24 protein-coding genes and 1 riboswitch are annotated in these 23540 nt (G+C 50.5%); of the genes, 5 read left to right on the top strand and 19 right to left on the bottom strand.

The annotated features are described in order from the left end of the window. The first annotated feature begins 120 nt into the window (after window positions 1-120). The gene (locus tag FGI41_RS11610; RefSeq protein ID WP_139490312.1) at window positions 121-1029 is read left to right on the top strand and encodes a hypothetical protein; all 909 of its coding nucleotides are present in this window, start codon (window positions 121-123) and stop codon (window positions 1027-1029) included. Between the two features lie 163 nt (window positions 1030-1192). On the opposite strand, the gene FGI41_RS11605 is transcribed toward FGI41_RS11610, so the two are convergent. The 8 genes from FGI41_RS11605 to FGI41_RS11575 all read right to left on the bottom strand — a co-directional run bounded on the left by FGI41_RS11605 (window position 1193) and on the right by FGI41_RS11575 (window position 6735). After that, window positions 1193-1411 carry a DUF2905 domain-containing protein gene (locus FGI41_RS11605; RefSeq protein ID WP_139490311.1) on the bottom strand — a complete coding sequence of 73 codons (219 nt, stop codon included), beginning with the start codon at window positions 1409-1411 and terminating at the stop codon, window positions 1193-1195. A gap of 1 nt (window position 1412) precedes the next feature. After that, window positions 1413-2411: a Holliday junction branch migration DNA helicase RuvB gene (gene ruvB, locus FGI41_RS11600; RefSeq protein ID WP_139490310.1), complete on the bottom strand. Its 999-nt coding sequence runs from the start codon at window positions 2409-2411 to the stop codon at window positions 1413-1415. Window positions 2412-2416: 5 nt separating this feature from the next. Continuing rightward, window positions 2417-3025, bottom strand: a complete 609-nt coding sequence (gene ruvA, locus FGI41_RS11595) for a Holliday junction branch migration protein RuvA (RefSeq protein WP_139490309.1) — start codon at window positions 3023-3025, stop codon at window positions 2417-2419. Beyond that, window positions 3022-3525 (bottom strand): crossover junction endodeoxyribonuclease RuvC, encoded by a 504-nt coding sequence (gene ruvC / locus FGI41_RS11590; protein WP_139490308.1) that lies wholly within the window; start codon window positions 3523-3525, stop codon window positions 3022-3024. Before ruvC ends, ruvA begins: the two co-directional genes overlap by 4 nt. A 112-nt stretch (window positions 3526-3637) precedes the next feature. Continuing rightward, a complete protein-coding gene (locus FGI41_RS25440; protein WP_255298435.1) occupies window positions 3638-3766 on the bottom strand; it encodes a hypothetical protein in 129 nt (42 codons plus the stop codon). Window positions 3767-4231: 465 nt separating this feature from the next. Further along, window positions 4232-4426: a hypothetical protein gene (locus tag FGI41_RS11585; RefSeq protein ID WP_139490307.1), complete on the bottom strand. Its 195-nt coding sequence runs from the start codon at window positions 4424-4426 to the stop codon at window positions 4232-4234. Between the two features lie 100 nt (window positions 4427-4526). Beyond that, complete coding sequence (locus FGI41_RS11580) at window positions 4527-5435, bottom strand: response regulator (protein WP_139490306.1); 909 nt, start codon at window positions 5433-5435, stop codon at window positions 4527-4529. Continuing rightward, window positions 5407-6735 (bottom strand): sensor histidine kinase, encoded by a 1329-nt coding sequence (locus tag FGI41_RS11575; RefSeq protein WP_139490305.1) that lies wholly within the window; start codon window positions 6733-6735, stop codon window positions 5407-5409. Before FGI41_RS11575 ends, FGI41_RS11580 begins: the two co-directional genes overlap by 29 nt. A gap of 194 nt (window positions 6736-6929) precedes the next feature. Here FGI41_RS11575 and FGI41_RS11570 point away from each other — a divergent pair, with 194 nt between their 5' ends. Continuing rightward, complete coding sequence (locus FGI41_RS11570; protein ID WP_139490304.1) at window positions 6930-8087, top strand: hypothetical protein; 1158 nt, start codon at window positions 6930-6932, stop codon at window positions 8085-8087. Window positions 8088-8182: 95 nt separating this feature from the next. Here FGI41_RS11570 and FGI41_RS11565 read toward each other — a convergent pair whose 3' ends face one another. From FGI41_RS11565 to FGI41_RS11555, 3 genes are all read right to left on the bottom strand, one after another. Then, window positions 8183-9508 carry a nucleobase:cation symporter-2 family protein gene (locus FGI41_RS11565; protein ID WP_139490303.1) on the bottom strand — a complete coding sequence of 442 codons (1326 nt, stop codon included), beginning with the start codon at window positions 9506-9508 and terminating at the stop codon, window positions 8183-8185. Beyond that, a complete protein-coding gene (locus FGI41_RS11560) occupies window positions 9502-10104 on the bottom strand; it encodes a xanthine phosphoribosyltransferase (protein WP_139490302.1) in 603 nt (200 codons plus the stop codon). Before FGI41_RS11560 ends, FGI41_RS11565 begins: the two co-directional genes overlap by 7 nt. A 187-nt stretch (window positions 10105-10291) precedes the next feature. Beyond that, a riboswitch (purine riboswitch) is annotated at window positions 10292-10393 on the bottom strand. 168 nt (window positions 10394-10561) lie between these two features. After that, window positions 10562-11161 carry a BofC C-terminal domain-containing protein gene (locus FGI41_RS11555; RefSeq protein WP_139490301.1) on the bottom strand — a complete coding sequence of 200 codons (600 nt, stop codon included), beginning with the start codon at window positions 11159-11161 and terminating at the stop codon, window positions 10562-10564. Between the two features lie 325 nt (window positions 11162-11486). Between FGI41_RS11555 and FGI41_RS11550 the strand changes: the two genes are divergently transcribed. Next, entirely contained in the window at window positions 11487-13751 is a 2265-nt protein-coding gene (locus tag FGI41_RS11550) for a bifunctional 2',3'-cyclic-nucleotide 2'-phosphodiesterase/3'-nucleotidase (RefSeq protein ID WP_139490504.1), read from the top strand. A gap of 548 nt (window positions 13752-14299) precedes the next feature. Here the strand turns inward: FGI41_RS11550 and FGI41_RS11545 are convergent. From FGI41_RS11545 to FGI41_RS11510, 8 genes are all read right to left on the bottom strand, one after another. Continuing rightward, window positions 14300-15319, bottom strand: coding sequence for a YutH/CotS family kinase-like spore coat protein (locus FGI41_RS11545; protein ID WP_139490300.1), 1020 nt, complete (start codon window positions 15317-15319; stop codon window positions 14300-14302). Window positions 15320-15329: 10 nt separating this feature from the next. Continuing rightward, entirely contained in the window at window positions 15330-16586 is a 1257-nt protein-coding gene (gene safA, locus FGI41_RS25625) for a SafA/ExsA family spore coat assembly protein (RefSeq protein WP_139490299.1), read from the bottom strand. 494 nt (window positions 16587-17080) lie between these two features. Next, window positions 17081-17962, bottom strand: coding sequence for a branched-chain-amino-acid transaminase (gene ilvE, locus FGI41_RS11535; protein WP_139490298.1), 882 nt, complete (start codon window positions 17960-17962; stop codon window positions 17081-17083). Window positions 17963-18075: 113 nt separating this feature from the next. After that, complete coding sequence (pheA, locus tag FGI41_RS11530) at window positions 18076-18936, bottom strand: prephenate dehydratase (protein WP_139490297.1); 861 nt, start codon at window positions 18934-18936, stop codon at window positions 18076-18078. Window positions 18937-18981: 45 nt separating this feature from the next. Further along, window positions 18982-19905 (bottom strand): homoserine kinase, encoded by a 924-nt coding sequence (gene thrB, locus FGI41_RS11525; RefSeq protein ID WP_139490296.1) that lies wholly within the window; start codon window positions 19903-19905, stop codon window positions 18982-18984. A gap of 2 nt (window positions 19906-19907) precedes the next feature. After that, on the bottom strand, window positions 19908-20975 hold the full coding sequence (gene thrC / locus FGI41_RS11520; protein WP_139490295.1) for a threonine synthase: 1068 nt from the start codon (window positions 20973-20975) through the stop codon (window positions 19908-19910). 3 nt (window positions 20976-20978) lie between these two features. Further along, window positions 20979-22289 (bottom strand): homoserine dehydrogenase, encoded by a 1311-nt coding sequence (locus tag FGI41_RS11515; protein WP_139490294.1) that lies wholly within the window; start codon window positions 22287-22289, stop codon window positions 20979-20981. Window positions 22290-22318: 29 nt separating this feature from the next. Continuing rightward, window positions 22319-22765 (bottom strand): ACT domain-containing protein, encoded by a 447-nt coding sequence (locus FGI41_RS11510; RefSeq protein ID WP_139490293.1) that lies wholly within the window; start codon window positions 22763-22765, stop codon window positions 22319-22321. Between the two features lie 192 nt (window positions 22766-22957). Here FGI41_RS11510 and FGI41_RS24940 point away from each other — a divergent pair, with 192 nt between their 5' ends. Next, window positions 22958-23107: a hypothetical protein gene (locus tag FGI41_RS24940; RefSeq protein WP_176560241.1), complete on the top strand. Its 150-nt coding sequence runs from the start codon at window positions 22958-22960 to the stop codon at window positions 23105-23107. Between the two features lie 137 nt (window positions 23108-23244). Next, the gene (locus tag FGI41_RS11505; protein WP_139490292.1) at window positions 23245-23457 is read left to right on the top strand and encodes a hypothetical protein; all 213 of its coding nucleotides are present in this window, start codon (window positions 23245-23247) and stop codon (window positions 23455-23457) included. Window positions 23458-23540: the final 83 nt, after the last annotated feature.

The raw sequence follows: 23540 nt of genomic DNA, 5'->3' as shown, positions 1-23540 counted from the left end.
CACAGATTGGCAACAAAAAATGTTATTAACAATTATTGAGGCTTTTTTAATATTCTCTTAATCATTAAAGCTTATGATGGGTATCACCACTTAAGTAAACGCCCGTGAGAGGAGGCAACCATGCGAACCCGATTCCTTTGGTATCTCACTCTTTTCTCGCTTGTGTCTGCCCTGATCGTCGGTTGCAGCCAGACCTTATTCGGCGCACGCATCGGCCAGTCCCCACAAGTGATCTATGAACAGACCCATACGTATTATCCGCTCAACCTGAGCAAAACCATCATGCGCACAGACAGCCCCGAACCCAACACCCCCGACTATCAGTTGCAACTAGAGGGGATCGGTTGGCAGGACGAACGGCTTTTTGCCGTACTGACCATCACCTATCGGGACCGTGATGTCTATCTGGATAAGCTGCCGGTCAAAAAAATGACGCTGACGTACAAGAATCAGAGCTTTCCCCTGACCAAGCTGCTCTGGGAGGAAGGCCATAACGGACGCTACAAAGACAGCAGCTACCGCTTTGCTTTGGGTGTGAACGATACCGATCCCACTGCTCCTGCCCTGCCTGTCGGTACATGGCCGGAGCAGGTACAAATCGGCGAGACTCTGTTTCCCCTGCCCAAGCAGGCTCCTGCCGCGACAACCTTGCCTGCCCAGCATCAGCTGAAGGCCAATCTGAAGGAAAAAGATCTGCCCAACCAGATCGAGAGCAGCTATCTGACCTATCAGGTGACCGGATTCGTCGCCAATGAGCAGGAACAGCGGTTGAAGCTGTTGGTCACAAGCGATATGAGCAGTGAGGAGAGCAGCTCCTTTTTGCTCAAGGATGACAAAGGCCGAATCTATCGGTTTAACCCCGAGACACTGCCCAAGGCTTACCCGCTGGGAGATACGGAGTATGATCTGACTCTGTTGGACTCATTGCCCGCCGATCTAAAGCATCTGCGCCTGATTATTTTTGAAGTGGATAAGCAGGCATCGCATACGTATTCGATTTTGGATGAAGCGAATATTCGGTTGTTTTAACCAAAAAAGCCTTTTCTCTACGTGGAACCTGCCACGGATCGAGAAAAGGCTTTTGCTTTATGACCTGCTATTGGTGTTGCTGTGTTGCTGCATGGTACTGCGCTAGACAGGCTGATCGAATTCACGTGAGTTGATAGGATCAGATCTAGCGGTACTAGCGGTACTAACGAAACAGCCGGAACAGATAACCTGCAAGCGATAGCAGCACACTGATCACAATACAAGTCACCACCGGGAAATAAAAGCGGAAATTCTCTTTTTCCACCACGATGTCACCGGGCAGACGGCCAAGCGGGAGAAAACGGCCTCCGACTTGCCAGATCAGCCCGGCGACGATACAGATCACCCCGACGATGATCAGGATTTTGGTCACCGGATTCATGTTAGGATTTCATCTCCCGTCCGAAATGCATGTAGCACTGCGGTGTCACAACTCGGCCGCGCGGGGTGCGCTGGATGAAGCCGATCTGCAACAGGTAGGGTTCATAGACATCTTCAATCGTCTGCGGTTCTTCACCGATCGTTGCCGCCAAGGTATCGAGACCGACCGGCCCGCCTGCGAACTTGTCGATGACCGTAAGCAGCATCTTGTGGTCGATATGGTCGAGACCGCAGGAATCCACCTGCATCCGCTCCAGTGCTTCGTGGGCGATCTCATTGGTGATCACGCCTTGTCCCTGCACTTGCGCGAAGTCGCGGACACGCTTGAGCATGCGGTTGGCGACACGCGGCGTCCCGCGGGAGCGCTTGGCGATCTCATTGGCCCCGCCTTCTTTGATGCCGATTCCAAGGATATCGGCAGCGCGTGTGACGATGAAAGCCAGCTCATCGGTATCATAATACTCCAAGCGGTTGACCACACCAAAACGGTCACGCAATGGCGAAGACAAAAGCCCTGCACGCGTCGTTGCACCGATCAGGGTAAACGGCGGCAGATCCAAGCGCACACTTCTCGCACTCGGCCCTTTTCCGATAATGATATCGAGCACGAAGTCTTCCATCGCAGGATACAAGACCTCCTCGACGCTTCGGTTCAGACGGTGAATCTCGTCGATGAACAGCGCATCGCCTGCCTGCAGGTTGGTCAAGATCGCCGCCAGATCACCCGGACGCTCGATGGCAGGGCCGGACGTGACGCGGATATTGACGCCCATCTCATTGGCGATGATCTGGGAGAGGGTCGTCTTCCCCAGACCCGGCGGCCCATAGAGCAGGACGTGGTCAAGTGTTTCGTTACGCATTTTGGCCGCTTCGATGAACACCTTGAGGTTATCTTTTACTTGTTTTTGCCCGATATATTCAGATAAATAGCGAGGTCGCAGGCTGAGTTCGGACACATCGTCCTCAAATTGCATGTGGGTCGTAATGATACGATCGTCCATCTATCCTACCCCCTCATTAATAAAGCCAGACCGTGCTTGATCAGCTGTTCGGTGGTGGCGCCGTCTTTTGCTTTTTCGATCAGTCCGTGCTTGATCTTGACCACCTCAGAGTCGCTGTAGCCAAGCGCCGCCAGTGCTTCCAATGCTTCGTCCAGACCTGAGCGCTCAGGCGGTGCGACATAGGAAGCCGACGGGATGACCATCGATGGCGTGAAGCCCTGCAGCTTGTCTTTGAGGTCTAAGATCATGCGCTGTGCCGTCTTTTTGCCGATGCCGGGGAACTTGGTCAGATACGCCAGATTCTCCTGCTGGATCGCCAGCACCAGCTGTTCTGGAGTGGCGACACCCATGATGGAGAGCGCTCCTTTTGGCCCGATTCCTGAGACGTCGAGGAGACGACGGTACAGATCGCGCTCGTCGCGGGTGGCGAATCCGTAGAGATGGATCGCATCCTCCCGCACATGATGATGCGTGAACAGGCGGCGCACCTTGCCTTCGTCCTGTACAAACGCATAGGGATTCGGGGTAAACACCCGATAGCCGACACCGGAAGCCGACAGCACAACGTATTCTGCATCAATATATTCTACTTTGCCTTCTACAAAATCAATCATCGTTTTCCTGCACCTTCCGCTATTTTCTGGAATGGACGGAACTGCGCGTGCGTGATGGCAATCCCGAGCGCATCCGCCACGTCATCCGGCTTGGGTGCCTCCTTGAGCTTCAGCAGGAGCCGCACCATCTCCTGAATCTGTTTCTTTTCCGCGCCGCCATAGCCGGTGACCGCCTGCTTCACCTGCATCGGCGTATATTCATAGACAGGAATCCCTGCCTGCTCTGCTGTCAACAGAATCACACCGCGCGCCTGTCCGACCGTGAAGGCCGTCGTCACGTTACGGTTGAAAAACAGCTTCTCCACTGACATCTCATCCGGCTTGTACGTCTCGATGAGCTTCTGCATCGATTCATAGATCTGCTTGAGCCTAAGCGGCACACTAAGACCCGCCTCGGTCTGGATACTGCCGAACTGTACGGGCCTCAACTGGCTGCCCTGTTGGTCGATAAACCCGAACCCGACGATGGCAATGCCAGGGTCAATTCCGAGAATACGCATGATTGGATTCCCCGATTCTATCTGTTAATCTATATTCCTATATGGTAACACAAATCCAGCTGATGAGCGAACATATATTTCCCTAACGACAAAAAGAGGGGACTCTCCCCTCTTATGCGGTAAGCCGCAGCCAGTTATTGTACTGGCGGATCAGCTTATAATATGTTTTTTGGTCGATAATTCCGGTAACTTCCCGTGGATCAGTAAAACGGGGCCAGAGGTTGAGTGAATAAGCGTTCACCGGGGGCTCTCTCCAGATTAACCGTTTGATTCGTTGTCCGTTTCCGGAAAAGCTGCACGTCCATTAATTCCTTCGCAACAAAGCCGCGCGCTTCCACCAACACCCGGTACAGAGAGAAGCCTTCCCTTTTGTTTACAGGCAATGAGACTGGTTTTGTATTGCCCAGTTCATCTGTCTCTGTCTGATAAATCAGCCGTCCATCTCTGTCAGAAATACGGATGACCGCGCCCGGAACAGGTCTTACCTCATCCGTTACGACGCTAAAAGGAGCGATCCCGTCTCCTCCTGTCAGCTCCCCACTCGGCTCTCCTCTCCTTACTCCTTACTCCTTCCACCACATTCTCCCCTCCTCCATATTTTCCCATCATGATATGTAGACAAAGAGTCCATGGTTCATTGTCCCGTTCCACACAAAAAGCCCAACCCTGCTCCTACAAGCACAGGTTGGGCCGTTAACGACGTGAGTTAGTGTTTGTTCATCCCCAGAGAGTCAGCGTAATCGTGCTGCATATGTGCATAATCATCAACCTCGTTGTGCATCTGATTCTCCATCCGGTTGATTTCTCTGCGCCCTATACCACGGTTATTCCACTGGTTCAGCTGAACGTACAAACGTTGATGGAACTGGTCTTTGTAGCTTCCTCTAGGCATAGAAGACATACAAGAATTCCTCCCATTTCTCACGTCGTACCAACAGTATGGCTCAAAGGTACCCATTCTATGTAGAACAAAAAAAGCATGACCCGCCAAGCTCACAGGGTCACGCTTTTTTGCCACCGTCATCCTTGACGACATCCAGATACAGCGCATATAAAAACTTCTTCAAATTCAGCCGTACCCGTGTCTGCTGCTCGTCCGCTTCGATCTCCCGCATCTTTTGGCGCACATCAGCGAAGTCAAAATACGTCGTCGCATACTGCTCGAACACCGGGTTGGCAAAATCGGTCAGCCCCATGGACGCTACATTCATCAACGCCTGTCCCACCGTACGGCGAATTCGCTGAACCGTCGCTTTGATCTCTTTTTTGGCTGATTCTTCATCTGCATCTCCAGGCAGGATCGCGATGTACAGCTCCTGCAGGGAAGGAAAGTGCCGCTCATCAAAGACATGCTCATTTTCCGCGAGATACTCGATGATCCGTGTCATATCACGGCTGCCCGCTTCCCCTACGACACCGAGGTTGGTCAGGGTGGCACGCACCAATTCCGCGGTGGAAAGCGTTACTTTTTCCTGAGCCACAGCCGATTCCGTACCAAGCCATGCCAAGGAACGGCGGATCTCCTCGACCGAGCGCTCCAATTGGATCTTTTCCATTACCTTGCGCAGGACAGCGAGCACTTCTACGCGGTTGATCGGCTTGTGGAGAAAATACTCGACACCCTGCATATAGGCTTCGCTGACCATCTCTTTGTGCTCCACCTGTGACAGCATGACGATCTTGCCGCCAAATCCCATCTGAGAAAGACGCTGGATCGTCGCAATCCCGTCCTGCTTGGGCATCAAAAGGTCAATCAACAGGATATCCGGCGCATTGCGGATAACGACGCTCTCCATCCCATAACCGTCTTCTGCTTCACCTGAAACCATGCCCAGCTCGTTATCCTCGATGATCGCTGCCAACATTCGACGTGCCGCCGGATCATCGTCCATTATAAAGAATCTGCTCATCTATACTCGCTCCTTTGGTTCCCATCATGCTGCTGCTTTTTTCTGCGGTCGGTTGAAGCGACAGCTTCGGGATTATGATACGAAATAACGTCCCATTCCCAGCCACACTCTCTACTTGGACCGTACCGCCCAAATCCTTCACAATAGAAGCTACGTGCACCAATCCAATCCCTGTTGATGCATTTCCTTTGGAATCGTACTTGGTCGTATAGCCTGGTTGAAAAATAACTCGCTGATCAGCCTGTGAGATCCCCGGCCCGTCATCTTTGACTTCAATCATCAAATGACGGCTCTCTTCCCAAAACCGCAGACGGATAAAGCCCTGCTCCTTTTCCATCGCTTCGATGGCATTGGCTACCAGATTGTTACAGACGGATAATAAGGAATAGTAGCGGTTCGTCGTCCAATCTGCCTGTACATCCAGACTGAACTGCACCCGCTTGCCGATATGCTCGGCATAGATGGCATTTGCTTGAACCACCAGTCTGACAATATCGGTAATTTCCATCTCTTCTGACAATTTCTCTTGCTTCATGTTCTTGGTTAGGTTGGCGACGATCCGTTGTGCGTCTTTTTTCACCTCATGCACCTGCTCGGCCAGCCGCAGGGCATCTGCCGCACACGGATTGCCGTTGAGCTTGCGGTACAGCTGGTAGCTGCTCAGCGTCACCTCTTCGACCTGGTTCATCATCTTTTGCAGGTAAAGTCTTTCTTCATGCATGCCCGAGAGGAACAGCAGGAGCTTGTCCACGCGCTTTTGCTGTTCGGCATGTACGGCCTGCAGCTGTCTGGTTTCGAGCATGTTGTAGATCCCTACGACCAGGAAGCTTCTGATCATCCCGATGGAGAAGATCGCCACCAATCTGCTGGCGACATTCCACTCCCCTGACTCAAGCAGCATACGAATCGTCAATTCCATTGCATTGCATGAAAAATCAATCATCGCACCGGCAAAACCGATAAGCAGTGGAGAGACCATCCGATTCAGACGAATCACATAGCATAAGAGGGCAAACATCAAATAATAACCCATCGCCGGCAGATGATACATAAAGGATTCCATCCATCCATCACTCGTCCCCCACGTATAATCGAGGATCATCCGAAAAGCCACGACAAATCCCCCGACAAGCAATCCGACCAATGGCAGACGTTTGGGCTTATACAACAACAGTAGAAAGAAAAAGACTGCTCCACCTAGACTAATTCGAAACATTCCGAAAAACGGAATGAATTTGAGTTCACCTGCGACCGCAGTAGCTCCCATCAGGATACAGACAATCGCCCACCATCGTGTCATAGCGCCCTCCCTTGTTTCTTTTCCTACCTTTTCCTTAAATTCTAACTGCTACCGACAGTATTCTGCAAGTGTTCTGGCACAATATGTCCCAAGATTCTACAGACATCGACAAACCATGGCGGTTGCATACTATCTATTGTTATCTGGCTTCCCTCGGTATATCGGTATTCAGATGGAAAAGGAGTACCTCCCACATGAAAAGAACCCTTTGCCTGCTCCTGAGCTTTTGTCTTCTGTTCATCACAGCCGCTCCTACCTCGGCCCATTATAAAAGATGGACAGTCTCGGTACATGCATCACCATCCTCTGCCTTCGTCTCGACATTGACCATCGAGAGCAAGGACAATCTGGCTAAGCATATCCTCAAAGCCCATCGGCTCAAGAGTAGCCTGCAGCCCGAATTGCCACGGGCGACCATCCAGATTGACAACCGCACCTTTGTCTTCGACTCTTACTCCCATCTGTTCGAACCTGCTGCCCATTCGCTGATCGGATTGTCTCAAAGCCAGACCTCTTCCTTGGAAGAGTATGTACGGATCGCGGAAAAAGCGCATTACGGTCAGCCGCTTCATTGGCAGGATGTACGCCAGACCTTCAAACGATACGGCTACGCCACCGTCGTCGATCTAGAGACCGGCAAGCAGTTTCGTGTACAGCGCCGGGCGGGCAGTCAGCATGCCGACGTGCAGCCCCTGACCAAAGAAGACACCCAGATTATGAAAGAAATCTATCAGGGTGAATGGAGCTGGAAACGGCGGGCGATCCTCGTCTACAGCGAAGGCAAGACGTTTGCCGCATCGATGCATGGCATGCCCCACGGCAAGGGAGCGATTGCGGGCAACAACTTTAACGGTCACTTTTGCATCCATTTTACCGGAAGCTCTACGCACAAACGGCCCATCCCCGATCCCAGCCACTCGATGATGATACTAAAAGCAGCCGGCAAGCTGAAGCACACACTGATTCATGCCAAACCGGCCGAGCTGGTTCAGTATTTCCTGACCGCCATGCATGAGCAGGATTATGAGACACTGGCGATGACGATGGATGGAGCAACCCTGCCATTTGCAAAAGAACGCATCCTCTATGTCAAACCGAGCAAGCAAGCACAGCAGGAAGGGGTTGTCGATCTCGTCACAGCCGTCATCCCGATGGAAGTAGAGCTGATCGAAAAAGGCGACAAGCGGAGAAAACACAGCACCTGGGTGTTTTTTCTCAAACGGAATTCTCCCTTTGACCGCTGGAAAATAGCTGGACTGACACGTGATGGGGATAGGGACCAAAACGATTCGGATACAGATGACGATGAAGCCGATGTGGATTCGAGTGACTCCGCATCCGATGACTCTTAATTTCATCGTACACCAGAATTTCCATATGAAAAAGAGCGAGTCACTGGTAATAAACCCCTGTATCGGTTGGTTTATCCAGTACTCGCTTCTCTTTTTTATGCCTGTTGTGGTTTGACGTTGGAAGCTATTGCGTTCTTCGCGGCTTCTTGCGTCCCTTCAACAGCTGGCTGCTTGTTCAACAGGAGGTTCAGTACAATCGCTGTGATGGAGCCGGACACGATTCCATTTTGCATAATCATCTTCGCCATCTCTGGCAGCTGGTCAAACATCTGTGGAACAGCAGAAGAACCAAGACCCACCGCGATGGAGCACGCTGCGATCAGCAGGTTTTCATTTTTACGCAGGTCGACGTCAGCCAAGATATTAATCCCAGACGCCACGACCATCCCAAACATCGCCACCATCGCACCGCCGAGCACTGGATTAGGAATGACTGTGGTCAGAGCAGCCAGCTTTGGCAACAGACCAAGCACGACCAAGATCCCACCGGAAGCCATGACGACATTACGGGTTTTGACACCAGTCATGGAGACGAGACCGACGTTTTGAGAATAAGCCGTGTATGGGAACGCGTTGAAAATCCCACCGAGAATCACAGCCAAGCCCTCTGCACGAAGACCCTTGACGATATCATTTTTCTGAACGGTTTGATCGGTGACTTTCCCGATTGCAAAATAAACGCCGGTGGATTCCACCATGCTAATGATACATACCAGAATCATCGTCAACACCGCTGTCAGATTAAACTCTGGCATCCCGAAGTAGAACGGCTGCACAATATTAAACCAGGAAGCTTCTGCCACAGCGCCAAAATTAACCATGCCAAGCGCATAAGCAATCGCTGTACCTGCGACCAGACCAAGCAATACGGAAATCGAACGGACAAAGCCCGTAAACAGACGGTTCATCACCAAAATCAGCAAGAGCGTAGCGAGTGCCAGCAGCAGGTTTCGGGGTTGGCCAAAATCAGGGCTGCCCTGTCCGCCTGCCACATTGTTCATCGCCACAGGAATCAGTGACAGACCGATGATGGTTACGATTGAACCTGTCACCACCGTCGGGAAATACTTCAGCAACCGGCCAAACAGCGGTGCGGCAAAGAACACGAACAAGCCGGCCAGAATAATCGCCCCATAGGCCGTCGCCAGATTGGAGCCAAGCGATACGGTAATGATCGGCCCTACTGCTGTAAATGTGCAGCCAAGTACGACCGGAAGACGGCTGCCGATATATTTGGTGCCAATTACCTGCAAAAGTGTTGCGATCCCGCAGGTAAAGAGGTCTGCCGCGATCAGGTAAGCCATCTGGGCCGCATTTAATTTGAGCGCTCCCCCGATGATCAGTGGTACGACAACCGCACCTGCATACATGGCAAGGACGTGCTGAAATCCAAGAGCAAATACGCGTTGTTTGCTTAGCATGTCACTTTTGCCCCACTTTCGTTATCGATAAAGATAATTCCATTTTCCGGTGACATCGATTCAATACGGGCCAGCGAGTGAACCTCGATGCCTTTTTCCTCCAGCAGACCGCGGCCTTCCTGGAAGCTCTTCTCAATTACGCAGCCTACACCCACCAGCTCGGCGCCAGACATGTTGATGATTTCAGTCAGCCCTACCAATGCCGCTCCGGTCGCAAGGAAATCATCGACGATCAGCACGTGGTCATCTGCTGACAGATAACGCTTGGACACACTTACCTGATACGTCTCCTGGCGGGTGAAGGAATGCACTGGTACAGAATACAAATCCTCGGTCAGTGTGACGGCTTTTTTCTTTTTCGCATAAACAAACGGCACACCCAGCGCCAACGCAGTCGCCATGGCAAAATGAATCCCGCTTGCCTCAATCGTCACGACTTTCGTAATGTTCTTGCCCGCATATATCTCTGCGAACGCCTTGCCAATCTCCATGGTCAGCACAGCGTCCACCTGATGATTCAGAAAAGAGTCAACCTTCAAGACCTTGTCCGATAATACAAGCCCATCCTGTTTGATTCGTTCTTGCAGCAATTTCATAAATGATTTCCCCTCCATGACAATTAAAAAAACCCAGCAGGACAAGCCCCACTTGATGTGATCTGAAGATCTCAAGTGAAACCTGTCCTCCTGGGTTTTTATCCCTTAGGTGTAGCGCATAAGCGCCAGCATCGCTCGGACCAGTCCTCCTACCACTGTCTGATGATCAGCCGTAGTCAAGCGGAACCCTAGATGCTCTTTCACTCGTAGTCAGACAATTCACGGTCGTCCGGTAGAAACTTATGGGCCACATTCCCAAAATTATACGAGTTGATATGCGGTTGTTGCTTTGGAATATGTAACAATCTATCACAAGATCTTTTTCGACACAAGCAGAAAAATTTGCAGACGGCGTTGTCTTTTGCCAAACTAAAAACAGGACGATCAATCCGCGGTGTTGATGCAGATAAATCGCCCTGCAGAGGCTGTATGTTCTGGTATTCATTTCTATATATGTCTAATGCCCGTCCAGCATTTCTTCCTCCTGAAACTCACCATAGGTAGACAGTACACTGTTGTATTCGGCCAGGTCACGAATCCGGATTCCTTTTTTCAGCTGCTCGATCTCTTCTTTCGGCAGGCTCACCTGCATGCGTGAGGTATTGATCTGATAGAACGTCTGAATCACATTGCGGTCGCTCGGCACTCCGTTGAAGAGGGTCAGCATACCGTCTGGTGACAAGCCGAAGTAGCCGTGCTCCTTGCAGGCCGGTGCGATATCATTTTCCCGGCGGTGCAATACCACCTTGTCCGCTTCCAATGCGGCGATCTCCCAGCCGATGTAGGTTTTGAGCAGCTGCTCCAGTGATACATCAGAGATCATCTTTTGCTCCTCATCCTTCATACCACACAGATAAGTGCGGGAGAGGACCAGCTTGCGGGAATTGCTGTCAACCGGTACTGCTTTGCCGTTATCCTGATTCTTCGCAGATATCGTCGTCTCGCCTGTATGTTGCAGTTCTTTGATCGTATGGTTGAGATACCATGTGCCGCCCCCGATCACTCCGATCAGCAGCACCGTCCACGTGAAAAAGAACAGCCAATGTCGTTTCTTCATTGTAACTTGCCCCTTTTTCCGGCTTTATTTCCATTTCTAGTTTCACCATGGGGCTTTCGTGATATACCCTCTTTTCTACTAATCTTCACCAAAATTCAACATTTCGACGAGCTGTTTACAATTGTTTATACTTTCAAGTTTGTAACTCCCGGAATATTCATGAAATACATAAAAACACCCATTATTTTCATGCTTTTAAATTTTTTTTATCATTTTATGAATTGACCTGTCGACAACTATCATTTTGTGGTAATATCTTAACTGTTCTGAATTTGTATTATATATAATTATTAAGGGGGATTTACCTTTGCGTAAGAAGAATCATATGAATCGTTTGCTGGCTTCTTCTCTGGTTGTAAGTGCTCTGGCTATTCCAACTTCATCTGTTAGTGCGGAAGCATCCAGCACCCTGAAACTGCGTATTCTTGAAACCACAGACATCCACGTGAATGTAGTCAACTATGATTACTATAAAGATGCCCCTACCAATGAGTTTGGTCTGGCTAAAACAGCTACACTCATCAAAAACGCTCGTACCGAAGTAAAAAACAGCCTGCTGTTCGACAACGGTGACCTGCTCCAAGGTAACCCACTCGGCGACTACATGGCAAAAATCAAGCCTCTCAAAGCTGGCGAAGTTCACCCTGTATACAAAGCGATGAACCAACTGAACTACGATATGGGTAACATCGGGAACCACGAGTTCAACTATGGCCTTGAGTTCCTCGACAACAGCCTCAAAGGCGCGAAGTTCCCTTATGTAAATGCAAACGTTTATGTAGATGACAAGGATAACAATCCTGACAATGACAAAAACTTCTTCACACCATACCGCATCCTCGAGAAAAAATTCGTAGATGAAGCGGGCAAAGAAGTAACCCTCAAAGTGGGTGTAATCGGTTTCGTGCCACCGCAAGTTATGCAGTGGGACAAAGCAAACCTCGAAGGTAAAGTGATTGCGAAAGACATCGTAGAAACCGCTAACAAATTCGTTCCTAAGATGAAAGCGGAAGGCGCTGACATCATCGTAGCAATCCCGCACTCCGGTTTTGAAGCGGCTCCATCCAAAGGCAACGATGAAAATGCTGTTTACTACCTGTCCCAAGTAGAAGGCATTGACGCAATCCTCTTCGGACATTCCCATAAAGTATTCCCAGGCACAGGTTTTGATAACATCAAAGGCGTAGACGCAGCCAAAGGTACCATCAACGGCAAAGCTTCTGTAATGCCTGGTTTCTGGGGCGACCACCTCGGTGTCATCGACCTCACTCTCCAACAAGTAGACGGCAAATGGTCTGTAGTGGATACCCAATCCCAAGCACGCCCAATCTACGACAAAACCAACAAAAAATCCCTTGCTGATGCTGACCAAGCGATCCTCGATGCCGTGAAGCATGAGCATGAAGGTACACTCGAATATGTACGCGGTCCAGTTGGTAAAACAACCGCTCCAATCAACAGCTATTTCGCGCTGGTAAATGACGACCCATCCATCCAAATCGTTACCAACGCTCAAAAATGGTATGTAGAGCAATCCATCAAAGGTACTGAGTACGACGGTATTCCAGTTCTCTCCGCAGGTGCTCCATTCAAAGCAGGTGGACGCAGTGGCGCTAGCTACTACACTGACATCCCAGCAGGCACCATCGCTGTGAAAAACGTATCTGACCTCTACATCTATCCAAACACCCTGAAAGCAGTTCTGCTCAAAGGCTCTGAAGTAAAAGAATGGCTCGAAATGGCAGCAGGTCAGTTCAACCAAATCGATCCGAACAAAACCGAAGAACAATCCCTGATCAACAATGACTTCCCAACTTACAACTACGATGTTATTGACGGTGTCAGCTACCAAATCGACGTTACTCAACCTGCTAAATACGATGCAAAAGGTAACGTGGTAAATGCGAACTCCAGCCGGATCAAAAATCTTACCTTCCAAGGCAAAGCTATCGATCCTGAGCAAAAATTCGTGGTTGTAACCAACAACTACCGTGCAAGCGGCGGCGGTAACTTCCCTGGCCTCAAAGGTCAAAACATCATCGTAGATTCTCCAGATGAAAACCGTCAAGTGGTCATCGGTTATATCTCTTCTCTCAAAACCGTAAACCCTGCGGCTGACAACAACTGGTCTTTCGCTCCAATCAACGGCAAAGCAAACGTTGTATTCGAAACCTCCCCTAACGCGCAAGCAGCGGCTGAAAAACTGGGCAACATCAAGTTCATCAGCACCCTTGAGTCCGGCTTTGGTAAATACTCCATCGACCTGTCCAAAGGTCAAGCTTCTACAACTCCAACTACCCCTGCTAAGCCAGCAACTCCGGCTACTCCAGCTCCGGTAGTGAAGAAAGATCCAAAAGAACTCATTGCGGTTCGTACAACTGCTGACAGCCTCGGTATCGCTGTCGCATACGATAAAGCTTCCCGCACTGTTACCCTGACAAAAGGTACTGCAAAAGTAGCGTATGTACTGGGCGCAGCTGAAGCAACTGTAAACGGCAAGAAAGTAGCCGTTAACGCAAAACTTGATAACAGCAAACTGTACCTGCCAGCAGGTCTGATCCAAGACACGTTTGGTGTAGTGGTGAAGTAAGCTTTCGGTATTTGTTGTTGGAAAGAGGAATCGGGGATTTTCCCCGGTTCCTTTTTTATGTGTTGGGTGCGGGGAGAGGCGACGGCTGGCAAGATGCTCGCCTTGTTGGATTCCCTTCGTAAGAAGGGGAACTGTCCGCTACGAGGAAGACAAGGGCTGGTTCGGGTCAAAAATTTCGGGGAAGCAGATTCAGGCGATGAGGTTGACCCTGAGAGGATTCAAAGAAGTAGTGCGCCCTTGTCTTCCTCTCCGCTGAGTGGGGAATCCAAAGAGGCTCGCTTCTTGCCAGCCGTCACCTCTCCCACCAGCTATCGTAGAATCCGGGGCTTGCTCATGCCTGCTTACCGCCAAACCTAACTACTCTAACTCTCCAACTGCTCTCCTTCTTCCCCCCATTCTCTGTCCTATCCTATTCGGCTCAGCTCTCTTATCCCTTCCCTAACCTCCTTCCCCCATCCCCTCCTTGCCATCTCCACACACCAAAAAGGCCGATGACACGGTTCCAACTTCCACCTGTCATCAGCCTTTTCTTATACTCGACACTCTCTCTATAACTGAACTCCGCTCCACAATCTGGACTGCAGGGACTCTTCATCCAGGCCAAGCATTTTTCGGCGTTGGCGGCGAACGGTGCGTTCCATGGTGAGTAGTTGGATGACGCCTCGGGCGCGGTAGCCGGGATGTTTGGCATAGATGCCGGTGATTTCACGAAGGGCGTTGTCTGGATAACGGAGCATGGTATACAGCATGGTAATTTGTGTATCGGTAAGCGGATTTACTTTTTGGTAAGAATCCAGAGCATCTTGGAAAGCGGCAAAACTGTAGCCATGCAGGAACAGCATGCGGCTCATAAACTGGACGAGATCGACGAGCTGCATGTCTTGGTCCACCGTATCCAGGTCGATCAGGAAACAGGTTCCCGGCTCTGTCAGCATAAAGTTATGGCTGGCTACATCTCGGTGGGCCAATGTACCGTAAGTAGCGGCCTTACTCATTTCTTCGCTGATCGGGAGGATCTTCATAGCGGTTACGGCCTCTTCCCCATCCCGTTTAATCTCTTTGTTCATGCTCAAGATGATTTGTTCGAGACGGTTTTGTGGCCCACGGGTATTAATCTTTTCTGAGATGCGTTTGAATGTTTCCAATCTCCGCTCCCATTTGTCCATCAGCGGTGGCTTCTGTCCCAGAATCGTTGGCATCGTATGAAACCCTTGTGCCGCCTGATGGAATTTGCCAAGAGTGGTGATGGATTTTTTCATGTCATAGGAGTGAGCATAGTTGGCTTCGCGTCCATCAATCGCTTTCATGACAGTGAAAAAACGGTTGCCGTATGGATATACCAGCTCATTGGTCTCGGTCGGGACGTACTCGACCGTCTGATAGAACCCTTGTTGCCTGAGAGCTTGAGCCAGATGGGTCACCCAGTTTGCTTTGTCTAGCTCCTTGTAGCCTTTCACTACCCACAGACCACGGTTGGTCCGCACGAGATAGACCGTTCGTTTTTGTTTCACCCCGTAAATATGACAGCGAAACGCTCTTTCCAGGGACCGCTGGAATGTTTGATCCATTTAAGCCTCGTCAATTGGAGGAAGATGACTCATGGTGTCCCTTTTCCCAACTCGGCCATACATCGCGCTCCGGCGCTGGAGGCATGGCTTGATAGGAAGGGTACATGTGGCTGTGCATATGGGGGTGGTGGTGATGTGGGTGGTGCGGGTGATATCCACCGTATGGATGATAACCGTGATAGCTGCTGTCGTCCACCGAAGACTCCCGGTGCATCGGGATGTACGGCATGTGGCCATGAGGATGGTGTCCATGGTGGTGAGACGGTCCATAGTAATACGAAGAGCTGTGATCATAGTGAGAATGATCGTGGTGACTTGGGTAACGGTAGTCTCTGCTCTCTTGTGAACTGCTGTCGTACTCTCTGCTATAGGAAGAATAAGAAGAAGCATCGTCGCAGGAATCATAGCCTGGGGCCATATTAGGCATTGGGCGGACAAGTGGATTCGCCGGTGCTGGTGGACAGAGTGGCGGTACATGCGGCAGGAACGGCTGTGCATGCATCGGGCGTTGCTCCATCATGTGTTCTTGAATCTGGATGCGAATCGTAGGCTGCTGCATCGGTTGTTGTGGAAGGGGCTGCTGTACCATTGGTGGACGGACCATCGGCTGCTGGGTCATCGGCGGTCGAACCATTGGCTGTTGTGGGATCGGCTGCTGTCTCATCGGTTGCCGCATCATCGGTGGGCAAGGTTGCATGGGATACATCATTTGTGGCGGCATATAAGGCTGTGGCATCATCGGTGGGAGCGGCTGTGGATTCAAAGGACGTTGCATCATCGGTTGCTGCTGTACAGGCGGGACATACGGACGGGCTTGCGGTGCTGGCATAGGTGTGGGAGCTGGACGTGGTGCCGGAGCAGGTATTGGAGACTCTTCCATCTCAGGTGAAACCACTTCAGGCATTACCGGTGCCGGTGGTACTTCTGCTTGGGGTGCAGGGACTGGGGTTGGAGCTGGAGATTCCTCGCTAGGCAGACCTCCAATCGGCTCCGGAATCGGTGGTTGAATCGGTTGTTCCTTAATAGGACGTTGCTCAAAGATCGGCAATTGCTGCTCCTTTGGTGAAGGAACGACAAAATCTTCAGCAGCCTGGGTTTGCGGACGAACAGATGACTGATTTGTCGGGACCTTAATCTTCATCCCCGGCATAATCTTATCAGGATTCTTCAACTGGGTGTTTGCACGGAGAAGTGCTTGAAAGTCAACACCATATTTTTTCGCGATCTTCCACATGGTATCGCCTTTTTGAACGGTATGGATCTTCACGTAAAGACTCTCCCCTCTTGCATCTTGCTTAACGTCCCTACATGGTATGCACCCATAGGCATTTTGCTCCTATGGGCTGGGGTCTAAATAAAAGGTCTGGTCGGAGATAGGAGATGAGGCGGAGGCATGTTATTTTACCTCTGTTAAAAATCTGCATGGATGCTGTCAAAAATAACGGTCTCCTTCGGGGCAAAAGGGTTCGAAGAAGCCTAATCGTACGAAGTGGTTTCCCCTTAGCAGATTCAAGGAAGCTAAACCCGCCCGTTATTTTCCCTCCGCTGAGCAGATTTTTAAAGGAGGTAAACTCCCCTGCCTCCGCCTCATCTCCACCAGCTTTTGTTGAAAGATAAAATAAAAGAAATCAAATAAAAAAAGCACCCTGTCCACAAAAGACAGGATGCTTCCCTTCAAACAACTACGTACATAGTCATTCAATCTTTTCTTTTTCTGTTTCCTATCCAAAAAAGCTTCTCAAATCTGATCCAGCTTGCTTCCTATTCCGCGTACACCTTCACGCCGTCTTCCTTCACGAACTTGCGGAATTCGTCGAGGAGGTCATGGGTGACAGGGCCTGGTTTGCCATCCTTGATCGGGCGACCGTCCACTTCGATGACAGGGATGACTTCAGCAGCCGTACCGGTCAGGAAGACTTCGTCTGCGACGTACACATCATGGCGGGTAAATGGCTGTTCTTTGATCACATAGCCCTTACGCTCCGCGATTTCCATGATGGAATCGCGGGTGATGCCTTGCAGAGCGCCGAGGTAAGCTGGCGGAGTGTAGAGAACACCTTTTTTCACGAGGAAAATGTTATCGCCGGAGCCTTCACACACATATCCTTCACTGTTCAGCATGAGCGCTTCGGATACACCGGCAGCGGTTGCTTCCATGCGAACCATTACGTTGTTCAGGTAGTTCAGAGACTTGATTTTTGGGTTGAGTGCATCTGGCTTATTGCGGCGGGTTGGCACGGTCACGATGCGCATCCCAGTTTGATAAAGTTCAGCCGGGAACAATTGCAGCTGCTCCACGATGATTACGATATTTGGTGCTTTACAACTGCGCGGGTCCAGACCCAGATTACCGTCACCACGGGAGATGACGAGACGGATATAAGCGTCGCGGAGTTGATTTTGACGTACGGTTTCACATGTAGCTTCCATCATCTCTTCAATGGTCATCGGGATATGAAGCATGATCGACAGTGCGGATTCGTACAGACGCTCGATATGCTCCTGAAGTTTAAATACATTGCCATCGTAGACACGAATTCCTTCAAAAATACCGTCTCCATATAAGAATCCATGATCATACACAGAAACTTTTGCGTTTTCTTTGTCTACAAATTGACCATTCAAATAGATTTTCTGGCTCATATGGTTTCTTCCCTCCAAGGTTCCCACTAGCACAAGTATTCAGAATATGTAGAAGATTATAAGACGAGGGATAACCCTCGTCAATGCTTTTTCGACAAATCGGTATATTTCTTTTATGAACGGTGCAAAAAGAACGGGTAACTGCCAAGCTGTCTGATCTGACAACCCAGCGCCTCGATCTCTGCAAAAGCTCCCGGCAACAGGACATCATCGACCTTCTGCTCAATGTCGAGGATGAAGTGGTAGCTTCCGAGTCCTTTTTTCGTTGGACGAGATTCAATCCGCGACAAGTTGATCTTGCGCCATGCAAAAGCAGCCAGTGCCTGATAAAGCGCCCCTGGAAAATCCTCAGGCAACGTAACCAGCACCGTTGTCTTCTCCTGCTCACTCACAGGCAATGGGACAGACTCCTTGCCGACAAGAATGAATTTGGTGTAGTTGTTCGAGAAATCTTGAATGCTTTCTTCGGCCAGTACTAACGGATACAGCTCCGTATTCAGCTTCGTCCCGATGGCTGCCCAAGGCTGGTCGGGTGCTTCGCTCACCATTTTGGCCGCCATTGCGGTGCTGTTGGTGTACTCAATCTCCACTTCAGGAAGATGCTTCTGAAGAAAATGATGACACTGAGCGATCGCATGGGGATGAGACAGCACCTTGGTAATCCGCCCAAGCGGCAATGGTTCAGGCCGTTTTGCCACCAGCAGATGCTGAGTGATCGGCAAGGCAAGCTCTGCAAGAATCGGCAAGTCGTCCTCTTGGTGAATCAGCCAGTCCAGTGTTGCATTGACAGAGCCCTCGATGGAGTTTTCCAGCGGCACAACCCCTAAGTCCACCCGACCGCTGGCCACTGCCTGCAACACGTCGATGACACTCGCCAGGGGCTGTCTCTGTACCTCCTCGGCAATCGGGAAAGAACGGGCCGCTTCCTCCGTAAACGTGCCTCTTGGACCGAGAAAAGCAAGGGTTTTTCCCATATCTATATTGACTCCTATCCATGTTGAATTCTGTATCTCTCTCTTTTAGATGATCTCTATGGTAACACCTGTCTCATCAACTGGCAACACTAAGGCACGATAGCTGATGCCGTGCTGATTCATCACGCGGCCGACAAAGTCAAGCAACGTGGCATGTTGTTCGTCGGATTGATAAAAGCACAAAATCGTCGGTCCTGCTCCGCTCAGCGCTGCCCCGATGGCACCGTGCTGAGTCGCTTCCGCGAGAATCTCGGACAGACCTGGGATCAGTTTACTGCGGTACGGCTGGTGCAGGCGATCTTTCATCGCTTCTGCCAGTAGATCAAGACGGCCTTGGGCAAGTGCCGCTACAAGCAGACTGCTGCGTCCGACATTATACACCAGGTCTTTACGCGGATACATCTCCGGGAGAACCTGACGGGCTTCTTCTGTCGGCAACCAAAAATCCGGGATGATCACCAGTGTCTGCAAGCCTTTTGGTGAGTCAAAACGAACATAAGGAACCGGCTTTTCCTCCGACTCAGGCATGGTGGCGACTACAACCCCACCGAAGAGGGACGCACCCACATTATCAGGATGCCCCTCCAGATTACTTGCCATGGCAAAAAGTTCATCACGGGTGAATGGCTCATCTGCCAGTGTGTTCGCCGCTACCAGCGCACCGACAATCGCTGCAGCACTGCTTCCCAGGCCACGGGTCATCGGCACATCAGTAGATACCTCCATATACAACTCTGGCGGAGTCAGTCCCGCCCGCTGAAACAAGAGTGCTGCGACTTCATAGAGCAGGTTGGTTTTATCGGTTGGAACCTGTGCAAGCTCTTCTCCATGCAGGACCAGCTTTGTCTCAGAAGCCAAGCGCATCTCAATCGTTGTATAGAGCTGAAATGCCATCCCAACCGCATCAAAACCCGGTCCGAGATTCGCCGTGCTCGCAGGCACTTTGACACGTACGGTTCGCTGGTTCATGACTAGACACCCACTTTGCCTTCGCGGATCACCGACAGTACAGCTTCACGGGAAGCAGGTACTTGGCGTGGCTCGATTCCAGCTGCTTTGATGGCAATGTTAGGATCTTTGAGACCATTACCGGTAAGGACGCAGGCGATGGTCAGACCGTCAGCCAGCTTTCCTTGACGGCGCAGCTTGATGACACCTGCAAGCGATGCGGCAGAAGCCGGCTCACAGAAAATCCCTTCACTTGCTGCAAGCAGCTGGTATGCCGCGAGGATCTCTTCGTCGGTCACCTCATCGATATGTCCGGCTGATTCGCTCAGGGCATTAAGCGCGCCCTCTTTGCTTGCAGGGTTACCGATCCGGATCGCCGTTGCGATGGTTTCTGGGTCTTTGACGGTCTCGCCACGCACCAGTGGCGCTGCACCAGATGCTTGGAAGCCGTACATTTTCGGCAGCTTGTCGATTTTGCCGGCTTGCTTGTATTCTTTGAAGCCCTTCCAATAGGCTGTGATATTCCCTGCGTTACCGACTGGGATGGCCAAGATATCCGGAGCCTGGCCCAGTACGTCACAGATCTCAAAAGAGGAGGTCTTCTGCCCCTCAATCCGGTATGGATTCACGGAGTTAACGAGAGTGATCGGTTCCTTTTCGGTAATCTCGCGCACAATCGTCAGAGCATCGTCAAAATTGCCGTCAATCGAAATCACTTCTGCTCCGTAGACAATCGCCTGTGCCAGTTTGCCCAGCGCGATGTTGCCGTTCGGGATCAATACGATACAGCGCAGTCCGGCACGGGCCGCATATGCAGCAGCAGCGGCAGAGGTGTTACCTGTCGAAGCGCACATGATCGTGGTGCTGCCTTCCTCGACTGCTTTGGCGACAGCCATCACCATTCCACGGTCTTTGAACGAACCGGTTGGATTGAGCCCCTCATATTTGAAATAAAGGTTCACACCCAGCTGCTCAGACAGGCGTGGGGCATGAATCAACGGGGTCTCCCCCTCATGCAGAGTCAGAAGTGGAGTTTTCTCCGTAACAGGCAAAAAGTCTCGATAGCGCGCGATAATACCGTGGTTCCTCATTTTTTATTCTCCTCCCTCTACTCGGTAACAACTCTTGATTTCATGAATAATGTCGAGATCACGCAACAGCATCATTACTTCGTCCACATCGCTCTTCGCCGCGAGATGGGTAACCATGATGATCTCTGCTTGACCACTTGTGCCAAACGGCTGTTGCAATACTTGATCCAAGCTAATGTTTTTATCAGCCATCAATTGGGTGATCTGTGCCAGTACGCCGCGTTTATCTGCTGCGATCAAGCGCAGGAAGATTTTGGAGTACTTCTTGCTGTCCGGCTTGAGTCGCTTCTCTTTGTAAGGAGCTACCATACCACGGCCGCTGACACCCAGCTTCATATTTTTCACGGTGGTGACCAGGTCAGATACAACAGCGGTTGCGGTCGGCAATTCACCAGCACCCGGACCGTAGAACATGGTTTCACCTACAGCTTCACCGTATACATATACTGCGTTAAATACGCCGTTGATGGACGAAAGGGCGTGAGATTTGTGCACCATGGTCGGCTGTACGCTCACTTCCACTTCCCCGTCATCACAGCGGGCAATCCCCAGAAGCTTCACTTCATAGCCCAGCTTTTTGCCGTAGGCGATATCCTCTTTGGATACACTGCTGATCCCCTTCACATTGACCTCATCCAGATTCATCGGCATACGGAAGCCGAGTGTGGAGAGAATCGCCATTTTACGGGCCGCATCCAAACCTTCTACGTCAGAGGTCGGATCTGTCTCCGCATAGCCGAGTGCCTGTGCTTCTTTTAAGACATCTGCATAATCAGCACCCTCTTGGCTCATCTTGGTCAGGATGTAGTTGGTGGTTCCGTTGACGATCCCCATCATTTTGGTGATGCGGTCAGAAGAGAAGCCTTCTACCAGTGCACGCAGGATTGGAATACCGCCTGCGACGCTCGCTTCATAAAACACGTCACAACTATTTTCTGTCGCTTTGCGCAGGATTTCACCGCCGTGCAGGGCCATCAGGTCTTTGTTCGCAGTCACGACATTTTTTCCTTGCTCCAGTGCGGTCAGCAAGTATTCCTTGGTCGGATTGATACCGCCCATCACCTCAACGATGACATCTACCTCTGGATTCTTCAAAAGGTCGTCCGGTTCGTCGGTGATGATACCGGCAATGTCTTCATACGTGTCAGAAATGCCACGCGGTTTCGTTTTGTTCTGTACCAAGATCTTATGAATCTCGATGCCAAGCCCTGTTTGGTTAAACAGGTCCTCTTGGTGTTCCTTCACCAGGCGTACAACACCTGTGCCTACAGTTCCCAAACCCATAAGTCCTACTCGTACTACTTGCTTCTCCATCTCCTCATATCCCCCTTTATGTAAAAAAACTAGCCACGTCCGACGATCATCGCCTTACGCACGCCTTTTAATTCTTGCAAAACATCTAAAAATTCAGTACCTGACATCTGCATGTGGACCATATCAACCGACATCGCCACGTTTGCAATGCCTTGCAACGGAATCGTCTGGTTAATCGTCAGGACGTTTCCTCCATTCTCTGCAACAAACTGCAGTACCCGCGACAGTACACCGGAACGGTGGTCAAGCGTAAAGGAAACCGTCATGATCTCCTCGCTCATCATCGCGTTGAATGGGAAAATGGCGTCCTTATACTTATAAAACGCACTACGGGAAAGACCTACACTGTCCACTGCATCGTTGACCGTGTCGACTTCACCTGATTCCAACAGCTTTTTAGCCTCAATGGTTTTAGCGATAGACTCAGGCAGGATATCGGCACGAATCAGGTAGAACTTTTCTTCTTTTCTGCTCATGTGTCCTCCTGAAGAAAACATCTGTTTACTCTTAGAGGACATTATATCGAACGTTAATAGCAATAGCAACCCTTCTCCCAAAACTTTTACAAAAATAACGAAACCGATCCAAGAAAACACAAATAGCTGTTACATGATAACGCTTCCATAAGGTAACCCTATTTCTGATCCCTTTTGAAAAGAGGTGACAACATGTCAGGACGCAATGATTCTAATAAAGCATTCCGTGGTGGAAGCGGAGCTGCCGCAAAACCGAGCGATCTGGATCAGTTCGGTCAAAAAATGGATCAACAAGGCACGCTGATGGACCGTACACCTGAGAAAAACGGTGACAAATGTTAGTTTGGTAGGGAGCTGGGGCTTGTAGTGTGGGCCTCAGTTTTTTTTGTGTGTTGTAGAGTTGTGTTCAGGGTCGGATGGGAGAGCAGGCGGCTTTCAAGCGGACCCGCCTTCTTTAAAACCTGCAAGGGGGATTGGGTATGTCCGCTTCAGAAAAACCAATGGCTAAGCTCGGGGCAAAAGGTTCGAAGAAGCCATTTCAAGCGAAGGGGTTGCCCCTGGGTATATTCGGAGAAGTTATGCACGCCGTTGTTTTTTCTTCCGCTGAGAGGGTTTTAAAAGAGGCTCTCCGCTTGAAAGCCGCCTGCTCTCCTCCAGCCATACCGGATACTCATTACAGACAAGAACTTTAAAAAATCAATTCCCTTGCCCCTCCAACTATGATTAATATCCTACCCCGATCATCTCGCTATAATAAAAAAAACAGCCCCCGCTT

The organism is Brevibacillus dissolubilis (genome assembly GCF_006170445.1).
Taxonomy (GTDB): Bacteria; Bacillota; Bacilli; order Brevibacillales; family Brevibacillaceae; genus Brevibacillus_B; species Brevibacillus_B dissolubilis.
This window is presented reverse-complemented; position numbering and strand designations above follow the sequence as displayed.